Annotated in this window: 12 protein-coding genes; 5 read left to right on the forward strand and 7 right to left on the reverse strand. The window is 56.8% G+C overall.

The features are described from left to right. Positions 1-34 precede the first annotated feature (34 nt). The 7 genes from GOW92_RS08305 to GOW92_RS08335 all read right to left on the reverse strand — a co-directional run bounded on the left by GOW92_RS08305 (position 35) and on the right by GOW92_RS08335 (position 8,419). Positions 35-1,249, reverse strand: a complete 1,215-nt coding sequence (locus GOW92_RS08305) for an ABC transporter substrate-binding protein (protein ID WP_170559761.1) — start codon at positions 1,247-1,249, stop codon at positions 35-37. 88 nt (positions 1,250-1,337) lie between these two features. Next, positions 1,338-1,919, reverse strand: a complete 582-nt coding sequence (locus GOW92_RS08310; RefSeq protein WP_170559764.1) for an amino acid synthesis family protein — start codon at positions 1,917-1,919, stop codon at positions 1,338-1,340. Then, the gene (locus tag GOW92_RS08315; RefSeq protein WP_170559767.1) at positions 1,916-2,497 is read right to left on the reverse strand and encodes an amino acid synthesis family protein; all 582 of its coding nucleotides are present in this window, start codon (positions 2,495-2,497) and stop codon (positions 1,916-1,918) included. The genes GOW92_RS08310 and GOW92_RS08315 overlap by 4 nt, the downstream gene beginning before the upstream one ends. Then, on the reverse strand, positions 2,490-3,353 hold the full coding sequence (locus tag GOW92_RS08320; RefSeq protein ID WP_170559770.1) for a UPF0280 family protein: 864 nt from the start codon (positions 3,351-3,353) through the stop codon (positions 2,490-2,492). The genes GOW92_RS08315 and GOW92_RS08320 overlap by 8 nt, the downstream gene beginning before the upstream one ends. 6 nt (positions 3,354-3,359) lie before the next feature. Further along, a complete protein-coding gene (locus GOW92_RS08325) occupies positions 3,360-4,853 on the reverse strand; it encodes a 6-hydroxynicotinate reductase (RefSeq protein WP_170559773.1) in 1,494 nt (497 codons plus the stop codon). Then, on the reverse strand, positions 4,843-7,593 hold the full coding sequence (locus GOW92_RS08330; RefSeq protein ID WP_170559776.1) for a molybdopterin-dependent oxidoreductase: 2,751 nt from the start codon (positions 7,591-7,593) through the stop codon (positions 4,843-4,845). The genes GOW92_RS08325 and GOW92_RS08330 overlap by 11 nt, the downstream gene beginning before the upstream one ends. Beyond that, positions 7,586-8,419 (reverse strand): FAD binding domain-containing protein, encoded by an 834-nt coding sequence (locus GOW92_RS08335; protein WP_170559779.1) that lies wholly within the window; start codon positions 8,417-8,419, stop codon positions 7,586-7,588. The genes GOW92_RS08330 and GOW92_RS08335 overlap by 8 nt, the downstream gene beginning before the upstream one ends. A 379-nt stretch (positions 8,420-8,798) precedes the next feature. Between GOW92_RS08335 and GOW92_RS08340 the strand changes: the two genes are divergently transcribed. The 5 genes from GOW92_RS08340 (at position 8,799) to GOW92_RS08360 (ending at position 13,818) form a co-directional block, all read left to right on the forward strand. Continuing rightward, positions 8,799-10,043 carry a branched-chain amino acid ABC transporter substrate-binding protein gene (locus GOW92_RS08340; RefSeq protein ID WP_170559782.1) on the forward strand — a complete coding sequence of 415 codons (1,245 nt, stop codon included), beginning with the start codon at positions 8,799-8,801 and terminating at the stop codon, positions 10,041-10,043. A 73-nt stretch (positions 10,044-10,116) separates the two neighbouring features. Further along, positions 10,117-11,073, forward strand: coding sequence for a branched-chain amino acid ABC transporter permease (locus GOW92_RS08345; RefSeq protein ID WP_170559785.1), 957 nt, complete (start codon positions 10,117-10,119; stop codon positions 11,071-11,073). Continuing rightward, positions 11,070-12,356 (forward strand): branched-chain amino acid ABC transporter permease, encoded by a 1,287-nt coding sequence (locus tag GOW92_RS08350; protein WP_170559788.1) that lies wholly within the window; start codon positions 11,070-11,072, stop codon positions 12,354-12,356. The genes GOW92_RS08345 and GOW92_RS08350 overlap by 4 nt, the downstream gene beginning before the upstream one ends. Next, the gene (locus GOW92_RS08355; protein ID WP_170559791.1) at positions 12,353-13,117 is read left to right on the forward strand and encodes an ABC transporter ATP-binding protein; all 765 of its coding nucleotides are present in this window, start codon (positions 12,353-12,355) and stop codon (positions 13,115-13,117) included. The genes GOW92_RS08350 and GOW92_RS08355 overlap by 4 nt, the downstream gene beginning before the upstream one ends. Then, on the forward strand, positions 13,117-13,818 hold the full coding sequence (locus GOW92_RS08360) for an ABC transporter ATP-binding protein (protein ID WP_170559794.1): 702 nt from the start codon (positions 13,117-13,119) through the stop codon (positions 13,816-13,818). Before GOW92_RS08355 ends, GOW92_RS08360 begins: the two co-directional genes overlap by 1 nt. Positions 13,819-13,875: the final 57 nt, after the last annotated feature.

Here is a 13,875-nt window from a genome sequence, read left to right on the forward strand (position 1 = left end):
TGGGGCGGGGCACCTATGCCCCGCCGAAGCCGACCTATTCCGCCGGGCGCAGGGCTGCTGCTTCGTCTTCGCTAGGCAGGTAGTCTGTACCGTCGGCATAGACCCAATCCACCATCGCAGGCTTGCCGTCGACCATTCCGGTCTTTCCGACATAGGCACCCATTGTGGATTGATGGTCAGCTGCACGGAAAGTGAATGGGCCCGTCGGGCTGCTTTCGACGGCCAAACCCTCCATTGCCGCCAGCAGGGCGTCAGTGTCGGTGGATCCGGCTTTTTGCAGTGCTGCGGCGATGGCAAGGATCGAGTTATAGCCAACGATGGAGCCTGTTTTGGGCGCTTCGCCGAACTTCTCAATATAGGCTTCTGCGAATGCCGTGTGGTCATCCGTAGCGATATCGGTTGAGGGGTACCCGGTGACGATCCATCCCTCGGGCGCTTCTGCCCCAAGTGGGTCAAGATATTCGGGTTCCCCGGTCAGCAATGACGCGACATCGCGATCCTCGAACAGGAATCGCAGCGAGCCTTCGCGAACAAATTTCGCCAGATCGCCACCGAAGGTCACGTTGTAAATCGCATCCGGCTTTGCAGCCTCAAGCGCGCGGACGGTAGAACCGGCGTCGATTTTAAACAGCGGTGGCCATTGTTCTTCCACAAACTCAACATCGGGGCGAAGCTTGGTTAGTTCGGATTTGAACGCCTTCACCGCATCCTGCCCGTAGGCATAGTTAGGCGCGACCGTTGCCCATTTCACAGCGTCCAGCTTTGCTGCCTGTTCGGCCAGCATAGCGGCCTGCATGTGCGTCGATGGGCGCAGGCGATAGGTGTACTTGTTGCCCTTAGACCAGACAATCGCGTCCGACAGAGGCTCAGAGGCCAGGAACAGAACTTCTTTCTGCTTTGCGAAATCCGAGACTGCCAATCCGATGTTGGACAGGAATGTTCCAAAGATCAGAACCGCGCCGTCTTTCGAGACCAGTTCTTCGGCGATCCGGATCGCGGTGGCTGGATCACCGGTATCATCCCGACTGATCACTTCCAGTTGCTTGCCGTCGATCCCACCTGCGGCGTTGATCTGTTCGACCGCCAATTGCCAACCCTTCTTATAAGGTTCGGTAAAGGCGGGCAGGCGGGTATAGCTGTTCACTTCACCCAACACGATCGTGTCCTGCGCCAGGGTAATCCCGGCGGTCAAACCGGAAAAGGGCAGAGCAGCAAGCGCGCCCAGTACCGTGCGTCTGATCAGGTTCATAACGAATTCCTCCCAATGATCTTTATTCGCGGCCAGTTATCCCGGCTTCTTAAAGTATTGTCAGCCCTAAAGAGCGTAACTGCTACATTCAGCGCAGCCCGTCCTTGCCTTCTGCCTCTTCATTCGTCAGTCCGCCTACGCGTGGCAGCGGCCGTCCGCTGTCCGTCACGGCTACTGCCACCATGATCTCATTCGCGCGCGGGGCGTCGTTTAGTTGCACCTCAATCCCGTCGAAATGGCTGCGCACGTAGGCCGCGTCCTTGTGACCCAATGGAACGTCCAGCACCTGCCCAGGGCTGCCCATCTTCTTTGACGAGGGCACTAACGCGGCGCCTTTTTCGACTTCTTTTCGCAATGGCGCGCCGAGCTTGGGGTGCAGGATGGCAGCGGCATGTTCCAACTCGCCATTCTCGCCCACCATCGCTGATTTGCCGTAGCTTTCGGCTTGTTCCGGCGCGATGCCAAGGGCCTTGACGCAGCGGCGGCCAAGTAGGGCCCCCAACTCTGCCCCGGTGTCCATCAGGGGTGTCAGATCCTCGACATATTGCCCGGCAAAGGGGTTTTCGATCACGGCCACCGCGACCGCTTTGCGGGTCGCGGGCGAGATCTCACGGCCTGCCTCGATATGGGTTTCTTCAATATTGACGGCGATTTTTCGGATCTTTGTCATCTTAGCCCGTCCTCTCCTTTGATGTCCCAAGCCTCAAGCCCGCCCGAGCGCGAATGCACCCGCGGTCCGGTTGTCATGACCAGAGAAAATGCCAGTTCGCCGGCCCGAGGGGCGTCATTGCAGCCGACTTCCATGCTATCGAAGTGACTACGTACATATGAGGCGTTGATATGCGTGATTGGAACGTCCAGCCGCGCACCCACGCCGCCGACTTTCTTGGATGAGGGCACAATCGCGTTGGCCGTGCCCAGCAACTGGCGCATCGCGTAGCCGCCGGGGGCGTGCCACAGTGCACCGTGTTCCAGCTCACCGCCTTCACCAACCAAGGAACCTTTGCCATAGCCTTGGACGTTTTCCGGACCGCCCAGCATGTCGATCAGGGCTTGTGCCATTTCCAGACCCAGAGGTTTGAGGTCTTCCATAAAGCCCTGAATTTCGGGTTCGTACCGGCCTGCAAACGGGTTGGCGATCACGGCCATTGCGGCCACTCGCACCAGCGGCGCGTCGGACACCGGTCCGCCTTCGTGATAAATTTCTTCAAGCGAAAACAGCTTTTTTCGCAGTTGAACGTCAGGCATTTTCTGGAACCTTCTGAGGGATTGTATTCACCAGCCGGGACGCGCCCGCCTGGCAGGAGTGTGCGCCAAGTGACAGATGAGCAGCGGTGATGAAACCGCGCTTCAGCATAGTTTCAGCAGTGTTCAGGCCGTGCGACAGGGCATCTTGCATGTCATCCGCGGACAGTTGACCGACTGAAACCGGAACGGGTAGGTCGCCCAGATCGCTGTCGTCGTTCAGTTGACTGGCTGGAACCCGCCGGATGGCCGTATGCCCGGGCAGATCGACCGCATTGGCGATCAAGGTGGCGGCAACATCGGCCATTGCTGTGTTGCTGGCCAGTACTGTCACGCTGTCGGCGATGCCAAGGCTCAGACTGCGCCCGCCGCAACCCGATGTGGCGATACCGCCAACCTTGTCGTCTGAATGGATGGAAATGCGCCCCAGATCACGCCCATCAAGCCCTTTCATAGCGATGTGGAATTTCTGACCGTGATCCAAGTGAATAGCGATATCGCCGCCATTATTGACGGACGCGCGATTCAGCGGCGCGGCTTGCAGCATGGCTGCCAGAATTTCGTCTGCAACGGCTCCTGCAACGGCGGCCATGCGGGTCACGAACACGTTCGAATGGGGACGGGCAGCATCATCCATGCGTCGCGCCACCGGTCCATTCGGGCGGGTGGCGTCAGCCGTCAAAGGCGATTTCAACAGTGCCAGTTCGTCAACCAAACCTTTCAGGATCGTTTCGAACCTTACCCGTGCTGCTTTGAATGCGATATCTTGCGCGCCATCTGCCTCGACGATCAGGTCGATCGGTCCGTGTTGCAGATGCAATCTGCGGCCGCAGGGCAATATGGAAGAGGTGGGGTGCATCCGGCCTTATGCTCCTTTTGCCCAGCGATAATTTTTCGAAGACATCGGGTCGGGTTGGTTTTCGAACTGATCCACCTTGCGGGTTTCGTCCGAGACAACCTCGGAAACCGGCTTGATCTCCTCCATGTGTCCGCCCAGCGTGCCATAGTCACTGACACGCATTGTGAACTCGATAGGTGCGACCAGCGCCGGTGTTGGCACGTACCCGAACGATCCGGTGGGCATATCCAGAACATCAACCATCACTGTGATACCGCCGCCGGGCCAAACATAAGCCTCGGCCCCGCCACAGGACACAAAGGTCAGTGAGTCCTTGACGGATTTCGTAAGACGAACCGGGTTTTCTGTGACACCAGCCCGCAAGCTGCCGCCTGCGCCACCCATGAACAGAACCGAACAGACCGATGGTTCGCAGTTTTCGGCGATTAACTCGGCAGAGGCTTTCAGGGCCGGGGGAACCTCAACAGGCTGAGGTTTCAAGTCGGCATCCAGTTCAAAATAGCCATATTGCTCGCCGGTGGTGGATACCATTAGCAGGCTCATACCTTCACGCGCGAATTTCGGATTGAAATCGCCCAGAATTTTCAGCGGATCCTCTATATCCGTACCGCCCCAGCCGGTGCCGGGCTCTGCGACCTGAAAATACCGACCCGGAGTCGAACGGCGGCCATTGATCTTGATGCCGGTGGGTTCGACATCCAGCATTTTGCCTGCCTGATGCTCGGACAGGACGCCGGTGATGTGGTCGTCGACCACCACCACATCGTCTACATGTTCAATCCACTGCTTGGCGAACATCCCGATTGTGGCCGAGCCGCAACCCACCCGCATCAGTTTTTCCTCAACCCCGTTGATGATGGGCGCATTGCCAGCCTGAACAATAACCGCGGTTTCGTGTTCTTCCTCACCGATCACCATCTCGACGGCTTCGCGGTTGCAAAGTCGAAGTAGCGCATCGCAGGTGACCCGACCCTCTTTTTTGCTGCCGCCGGTCAGGTGCTCCACACCGCCCAGGGACAACATCTTCGACCCATATTCCGACGTCATAACATGCCCGACAGGCTCCCCATTCACTCGGACAACATCGCGCTCGTGGCCGATATGACGATCGGTGTCGATCTTCACCTTAACGCCGCAATACGAGAAAATCCCTTCGGTCACGACGGTGACCATGTCCACGCCAGCAACGTCCTGACTGACTATGAAGGGTGCAGGCTTGTAGTCGGGATAGGTTGTGCCCGCACCAACGGCGGTCACAAAGGGCCGTCTGCCCTGCACGATGTCGCCGTCCCAGTCTTCGGGGCCTTTGCCATCCTTCAGAAAAGGGACAAGCCGTTTGTCTTCTGCGCTTTCGATGATGGTCAGCGCATCCAGGCGGACCAGATCGCCACCATGGTTGGCATAGCGGTCGCAAGCTCCGGCTTTGCCGTCCGCGATATAGCACATCACCGGGCAAGCATCGCAGCGGATCTTCTCAGGAGCGGCGCGTTCAGTTGCCATCTGTCAGTTCCTTGATTGCTGCGCGCAGTTTTGCAGGCGTGGCAGGACCTTGGGTCAGCCGAACGCCGGAGGCGCGCTTGATTGCGTTGAAAAGGGCCGGGGCCGTCGGGATCAGCACGTGCTCTCCCAGGCCCTTGGCGCCGTAGGGCCCGTGGGCATCCTCTTCCTCGATAATCAGAGTTTCGATCGGAGGGATGTCTCCAATAGTCGGGATCAGATAGTCGTGCAGGTTCTCGGTAAGGCCGGGCAAGTACTCTTCCATTAGCGCCATGCCCAGACCCTGCGCGATGCCGCCTTGCACTTGGCCTTCGACCAGCATCGGGTTGATCGCTTTTCCGACGTCATGGGCGGCTACGAATTTGATCGGCTTCACTGTGCCGAGTTTTGTGTCCACCTCGACCACGGCCAAGTGCGCTGCATAGCCGAACTGAGCATAAGGAATTCCCTGACCGTTCTCATCCAGCGGTTTTGTGGGCGGATCATAGGTTTCTTCGGCACGCAGAACGTAACCTTCGGTGTCGGGCTCCAGCGTGGTCAGATCGATCGTATGTTGCTGCCCGTTGTCGTTTACGACAATTGCACCTGCGCGCAATGAAATCATGGCATCTGACCCGGCGTTCACGCGGGACAGTATCTGAGCCCGCATCGCTTCGCCCGACAAACGTGATGCACTGCCGGATACATATGTCTGACGCGAGGCCGAGGTCTTGCCCGCATCCGGTGTCACATCCGTATCGGCGCCGATGATTTGAATCTGCGCAACCGGAACCCCAAGAGCGGTGGCAAAGATTTGGGTTATTACAGTATTAGCGCCCTGGCCGATATCCATCGCCCCTTGGTGCAGGACCAAACTGCCATCGGGCCGGATGCCCGACTTTATCGTCGACGGGTTCGGCAGCGAGGTGTTGCCACACCCGTACCAGCCTGCCGCCAATCCGACACCGCGCTTTAACGTGTTATTTTTTGCGTTGAATGCCTTGGCCGTTTTGCTTTCCTTGGTCCATGCGGGACGCAGCGCTTCGAGGCAGGCGCGAACGCCGACACCCTGTTCGAATATCTGTCCGCAAACAGTGGGTACTCCGTTTTCCAGCGCATTGTTAATGCGGAATTCAAGCGGGTCGATTCCCAGTTTGTCCGCCAATTCGTCAAACAGGCATTCCTGCGCAATAGCAGACTGTGGCACGCCAAACCCACGGAATGCGCCGGATGGCGGACAATTAGTATGGATGCCTTTGGCTTCGGCGCGGTAATCGGTGATTTTGTACGGCCCCGAGGCATGAACTGGCACCCGGTTGGCCACGGTCGGACCCCAGCTGGCATAAGCGCCTGTGTTGAATAGCCCGTCAAAGGTCATTCCACTGATGCGACCCTCCTTGGTTGCCCCGATCTTGACCCGCAGGTCGGATGGGTGGCGTTTGGTGGTGGACTGCATGGACTCGGTCCGTGAGTACGTCAGTCGCACCGGTTTGCCGGTTTTGAGCGCGGCAAGCGCAAGGTATGGCTGCACCGAGATATCCAGTTTCGAACCGAACCCGCCACCGACACCGGTCGGGGCAATACGGATTTGATCGCGCGGCATGCCCAAAATGATCTCAAGCGCATCCAGATCCATCACCGGAGCTTGCGTGCAAGCGTGAACCTCTACCCGACCGTTCACGATCTCGGCGAAACCGGCCTCGGGCTCGATATACCCATGCTCGACAAAGCCCGAGCGGAAATGGCCCTCGACAACGACCTCAGCGTTGTCCAGAGCGGTTTCTGGTGCGCCGCATTTCACGAAGCCGCCACACATGACATTGCCGTCGCGGTCTTGATGCAGCTGTGCGGCCTCAGACGTCATTGCGTGAAATGATTCCAGCGCGGCGGGGCGTTCTTCCCACGTTACTGGAAAACTTGCTGGGTCGAATGTTGCCAGAACCTCGGGCAGGCCAACTATGGCGGCCACGGCCTCGCCACGGAAACGAGCCTCGGTTTCCGCAAAGACGGGTTGGTCTGCAAAATCCGGAATGACGCCAAAAACATTGCGTCCGAGGATGTCGATTGCGGTCAGGACCGCCTCGATCCCCGGCGTGGCTTTGGTCCATGCGTCCAGATCGCCAAACGAAAATCCGGCCCGGTGATAAGGGGAGCGGATGACATGGATCTCAAGCGTGCCCGCCGGGGCTACATCGTCGCCGAACAGCTCTGCACCTGTTACTTTGTCGCTCCCGTCTACGCGCCAGATCGCGTCGCCCGCATGTCCTGCGGTCGCTTGTGGCAGTGCAGGCGCTCCAGCGGCGACAACGGCGTCGATAATTTTGCGATAGCCTGTGCAGCGGCACAAAACGCCGCCAAGGGCATCCTGAACTTGTTCGGTTTCTGGCTCTGGTGTCTCACGCAACAGTGCAACCGCGGCAGTCATCATGCCAGGTGTGCAGATTCCGCACTGTGCGGCACCGTGGTTTTGAAAGCTGATTGTCAGTCGCTTGGCAATCTGATCATCCCGTGTCAGTCCAGACACCGTTTCCACTGATCGCCCAGCGGCCTGTTGCGCCGGAACAAGACAGGCGCAGACCGGGTCACCATCAATCAGAACGGTGCACGCACCGCAGTCGCCGGCATTGCACCCGATTTTAACGTCGCGAGCCGATAGCCGCTCTCGGAGCATTTCCGAAAGGCGTTCACCTACACGCGGCACCGCGCTGACAGGGGTGCCGTTCAGAGTGAATTCCGTCGTGACGTCGTCCGCGCGCTTATCCATGGAAACGTCCCGCTTCTGCGATTGCACGGACGCATTGCTCGGCCACTGCGTCCAATCGGAATGCGGCATCCCCGCGGACGTCATCAATCGGGCTGAGCGGAGCCAAATGGCCTGATGAGACTTCAACGGCTTCAGGCGTTTTGCCAATTAGGTCTGCTTCGAGGCTAAGCAACCTTTGCGCCACGGCGGAGGCAGCCCCTACGGCGACGCGGGCATAGTTGATCTGGCAGTTTTCATCCAGGCCGATGATGACCGATGTCATCGTGATTGAAATGACTAGGTAGCGCCGCGCGCCGAGTTTCTCGAAATGGCCAACAGTTCCTTTGGGTGGATCGGGCAGGTAAATCGCAGTCACAATTTCATCATCGGACAGCGCCGTTTTCCGCACGCCGGTTATGAACTCTGACATTGGAACTTCGCGGAAGCCTCGGATCGAGCCAAGTTCGACGCTGGCATCAAGCGTAAGCAACGGTGGCACGCCGTCCGCAGCAGGAGAGGCGTTGCACAGGTTCCCTGCGATCGTTCCACTGTTTTGGATTTGAAGGCTGCCGACTTCAAGGGCGGCCATTTGCAGCCCTCTGAATGCGGTGGGCAGATCGGCACGGGCTATGTCTGTCCAGGTTGTAGCGGCCCCGATTCTCCAACGACTATCTGAAAGATTGATACCCGAGATGCCGTCAATCCTTGTGACGTCCAAGATATCAGTGTGCAGTTCATGGCGTTGCCTGGACGGAAAAAAGTCAGTGCCGCCAGCTACAACCGTCAGATCATGAGTGGTCAGCAAATCAAACGCATCGTCGAGCGTATTGGGAGAGAGATACCGCAAAGTGTCTGTCCTGATGAGAAATTTCTCGTTAGTACACAAATGATATTACGCGAAGAAAAAAAATGTCAACGATTTGTTTGAATCGATTTGGTTTCCGCCTGTAGATCAGTGCGCATCTGAACATAGGGTTTTAAATAATTCGGTCTTGCCCTTTATTTTTAAAGAAAATTGGGGCGCGTTCACTCTAATTGTGATGAAACTATTCATTTTGCTGACGCACTGCCGAATTTGTTTCGCGAACGTTATGAAGTTCTCAACTTCGTCAGTAATTCATTGACACACTAACAAACAGCCATGAGTATAGTGATCGATCACTCACCTAAGTGTGGATCGTACGACAGGCTGAAACCTACCGCCTGCTGTCAACAGGGAGGAAGAAATGAATAAGTTCAATTTGATGATGGCGTCCGCGCTTGCCGCTGGTCTCGTCGCGGGGGTGGCCGCGGCACAGGAAAAAATACGAATCGCGTTCATTGATCCGCTATCCGGGCCGTTTGCGACAACGGGAACCCAAGGTCTGGCGATCTATCGCCACAGCGTTAAAGAATTGGTGAATGAACCCGGCGCCTTGCTGAATGGGCAGGCCGAGTTCGAGATGGTGCCCTTCGACAACAAGATCAGCGCCAAGGAATCCCTCATCCAGCTTCAGGTTGCAATGGATCAGGGCATTCGCATCATAGCCCAGGGCGCATCATCCGGTGTGGCAAATGCGCTGACCGAAGCCGTCGCTAAGCATAACCGCCGTAATCCTGATGATCCCGTTATCTTCCTCAATCATTCGGCTGTTGACCCTGCGTTGACCAATGACAAGTGCCAGTTTTGGCATTTCCGCTTCGACGCCAATGCTGACATCAAAATGGACGCGCTGACTGACGACATTGCGGCCAACCCAGACATCAAAAAGGTCTACGTGATCGGTCAGGACTATTCTTTTGGCAAGGCCGTTGCTGCGGCAGCGCAGCGCTTCCTAAAAGAAAAGCGCCCCGACATCGAGATTGTCGGGAACGAGTTGCACCCGATCGGTAAGGTCAAAGACTTCACACCTTACGCGCGCAAGATTGTCGGTTCAGGTGCAGATGCCGTGATCACTGGGAACTGGGGCGGAGATATGGTCGGTCTGGGCAAGGCGGTTATGGGTGCTGGTTTCGACAAGCCGATCTACACCTACTATGGCGCAACGTCGGGTATTACCGCAGCCTTTGGTGAGGAAGGTGATGGTATCGTCAAGCTGGTTGGCGCGGGTCAGGTGAACCCGGCCCCGACGCCAGAAGCGCAAGAGTTCATCGAGGCCTTTTACGTTAACTTCCCGGATCTGGATTTCGGTCAGCCACAGATGGCGAATGTCGCACCGATGCTAGCCGCCGCAATTAACGAAGTTGGCAATGCGACAGACATCAAAGCAATCGCTTACGCGCTGGAAGGCATGGAGTACGACAGCATCGTCACCGGCAAGACCGTAATGCGTGAAAGCGATCACCAGACAATCCAGACTGTGACGGTACAGGGTCAGACACCTGGGGCCGCTTTTGAATACGACAAATCTGGCCGCGGTATGGTTGCCGAGACTGTTGTCGAACTGGCGTCCAATGACTCGGCAACCACGTGCGAGATGAAGCGCCCATAACTCTCTTACCCCTCTGTTGGTCCGTCCGAATGCCGGGCGGGCCACCACTCAAAAAATTGCAGGGAGACACGTAATGGCGCTGTTCCTCGTGAACGTGTTGGATGGATTTGTGACCGGTTTGCTGCTGTTCATGCTATGCAGCGGTCTGACACTGATCTTTTCAATGATGGGCGTTCTGAATTTTGCTCATGCCAGTTTTTACATGCTGGGGGCGTATTTCGCCTATCAGATCAGCCTCGTCACCGGGTTTTGGTCTGGTTTGCTGATCGCGCCACTGATCGTCGGGATCATCGGAGCCTTGATCGAGAGATACGGGTTGAGACGGGTTCACAAATACGGGCACGTGCCGGAACTGATCTTTACATTTGGTCTTGCTCTGCTGATTGAAGAGGCCGTTCAATTCTTCTGGGGCAAAAGCCAGCTTCCCTTCTCGGAACCTGCAGCGCTGGATTTTGCAGCCTTTGCAATCGCCGGAAATGCCTTCCCTGCCTACAAGGTTTTCATGATCGCCGTGGCGATGGGGATATTCCTGACACTGCTTTACATTCTGACCAAGACACGTATCGGCATGACTATTCAAGCCGCGCTCAGCTATCCTGAAACCGTCCAAAACCTGGGTCACAACGTGCCGCTGGTCTTCATGTGCGTATTCGGCGTTGGTACCGCGATGGCCGGTCTGGCTGGCGTCATCGCCGGTCCGGTTCTGGGCGTTTTCCCAGGCATGGCCTTGCAGCTTGGTTCAATCGTATTCGTGACCATAGTGATTGGCGGCCTGGGCTCGCTCTGGGGCGCTTTGGTTGCATCCCTGATAATCGGCTGGCTTCAGACTTTCGCCACAGCCTACGACGTCACGGCCGAACAAATACTGACCGCGATCGGCTTTACCAAACCAGAGATGATCTGGGATCATCCGTTGCAGGACCTGTGGACGCTGACACTGCCTCAGCTGGGCCCGATCCTGCCATACCTACTGATGATCATCGTTCTTGTCCTGCGTCCGCAGGGTCTGATGGGGAACCGTGAATCATGACTATCGTAAGTAAGACGCCCCTGACCGCGGGCACGACCCGCCTGATTTCGCTGTCAAACACGATACCCTGGGCTTTTGCCGCGCTGTTTCTGCTGTGCCTGCCGTTTGTGTTTCAGACCAGTTCGGCGCTGACGATCATGAACCAGATGGCGATCACCATCGTTTTCGCACTGAGTTACAATATGTTGCTGGGGCAGGGTGGTATGCTGTCCTTTGGTCATGCGGTCTATATGGGTCTTGGCGGATTTTTCGCCATACATGTGATGAACATGGTTGAGGACGGGCTGTGGCTGCCACTACCACTTTTGCCTCTTATTGGCGGTCTGTTCGGTCTGATTTTTGCCTTCCTGATCGGCAGCTTTTCGACCCGACGGGCTGGCACGGTATTCGCCATGATCTCGCTGGGTGTCGGAGAGTTGATCGCCGCCTGTTCGGTCATCATCGTTGTGTTCTTTGGCGGCGAAGAAGGTATCTCGGGCGACCGGACGATGGGGCCACCGGTGTTTGGGTATGAATTCCTGACGCAGCAAGAGGTCTATTATCTGACTGTCGTTTGGCTGTTGGTTGCAGCACTGCTGATGTACCTGTTCTCGCGCACGCCGATCGGGCGGATCGCCAACGCTGTACGCGACAATGAGGAACGTGCCGAGTTTCTAGGCTATTCCCAACGCAATGTGCGTTGGATTTCTTTCTGTGCATCGGGCTTCTTCGCCGGCGTTGCGGGGTCATTGTTCGCGATCAACTTCGAGATCCTGACTGAGGAAAACCTGAACCTTGCTACGTCCGGTTCGATCCTGTTGATCACCTTCATTGGTGGGGCTGGTTTCTTTGTCGGGCCGATCATCGGGGCAGTCGTGTTTACCTTGCTTCAAACAGTTCTTGGACTGCATACCGAGCTTTGGGCCCTGTATCTTGGCATTTTGTTCGTGGCCTGCGTGATGTTCTTCCCGTCTGGATTTGCCGGGCTGATCGCGATGCACCGACGCCCGTTCGCACTTGGAAAACTGAAGCTGCTGATCAAGCCCTATGTCAAGGTTGCGATCCCCGCGATCACCAGTGTCTTGTCTCTGGCTGCAATTCTGGAAATCCTGTTCCACAAGCGGCACGGCTACGGTGGCGATCACGAGATGCACCTTTATGGCATTGCATTTGACAGTGGCGGTTATCAGGCGGTGGCGCTGGCTGCCATCATCGCCGCAATCTCACTCTTCCTGGTGTCGCGCGTTTTGCCGGAAATCCGTGATGCCTGGGACAACGCGAACCATGCGGAGGATCGGGCATGAGCGCTCCCGCAATCGAGCTGAAAAACCTCGAGAAAAGCTTTGGTCTGGCCAAGATCATCCAAGGCGTGGATCTGCAGATCGCCAAGGGTGAGCGCCACGCCGTCATCGGGCCGAACGGGGCCGGGAAATCGACCCTTTTCAACCTGATCACCGGACGGTTCGCGCCGACCTCAGGTGGGGTATTCCTGCACGGCGAAGATGTCACCGGATTGAAGCCGTTCGAGATCAACCGCCGCGGCCTTAGTCGGTCGTTCCAGATCACCAACATCTTTCCTAACATGACGGTGTTTGAGAACATTCGTTGTGGGCTGTTGTGGACAATGGGGTATCGCTATTCTTTTTGGCACATGATTGGCCGGCAGCTGGACGTGACTGAAAAGGCCGAGGGAATTCTGGCGCAGATCAATCTGAGTTCGCGCCGGAATGAACTGGCTGGCACGCTGGCATATGCCGAACAGCGCGCACTTGAGATCGGGATCACGATCGCGGGTGGTGCCGATATCATCCTGCTGGACGAACCCTGCGCCGGGATGAGCCATTCAGAGACCGACCTGATCGTCGATCTGATCCGCAACGTTACCGAGGATAAGACGCTATTGATTGTTGAGCACGACATGGGCGTGATTTTCGATCTGGCGGACAAAATCTCGGTCCTTGTTTATGGCGAAGTGATCGAGTCTGACACGCCGGACGTTGTGCGTGCATCTGCGAAAGTGAAAGAAGCCTATCTGGGCGCAAGTTTGGAAGAGGAGGCGGTGTAATGCTTCAGGTCACCGACTTGCACGCCTATTACGGCAAAAGTCACATTCTTCAGGGGGTAAACCTTGAGGTAGGTGAGGGCGAAATCGTATCGCTGCTAGGCCGCAACGGGGTTGGGCGTTCAACCACTTGCAAAGCCATCATGGGCGAGGTCGCCCCACACGGGTCGATCCAGTTCCGCGATGAGGAGATCGCAGGCCGCAAGAGCTTTGAGATAGCCAAAGCCGGGATCGGCTATGTGCCTGAAAACCGAGATATCTTTCCCGGTCTCACAACTCGCCAGAACCTGATGCTGGGGCTGAAACCCGGCCAAAAGGATGGCGATGGCCGCTGGTGCATGGAAGACATGTTCGAGATGTTCCCCAACCTGCGAAACCGCGCGGATGTGGATGCCTCAGTCATGTCAGGCGGTGAAAAGCAGATGCTGACCATTTGCCGCGCGCTGATGGGTGATCCCGATTTCATCATGATCGACGAGCCGACCGAAGGCCTGGCTCCAAAGATCGTCGAGCAGGTAGGGGATTTGCTGCTGCAAATTGCCGAGCGTGGGGTTTCGATCCTATTGGTCGAGCAAAAGCTGACCATCACTTTGCGAGTGACCAACCGGGTTTATGTCATGGGCCATGGGCACATGGTTTTCGAAGGTTCTCCGCAGGCTCTGCGCGAAAATGACGACATCCGGCAGGAGTGGCTAGAGGTCTGAATGAGCGCTCTTGGTCCGTCACTAAAAGCAGGCCGTTTTACCAGTTTGCCTAAAATA

This window comes from Ruegeria atlantica (assembly GCF_013032505.1).
Taxonomy (GTDB): Bacteria; Pseudomonadota; Alphaproteobacteria; order Rhodobacterales; family Rhodobacteraceae; genus Ruegeria; species Ruegeria atlantica_F.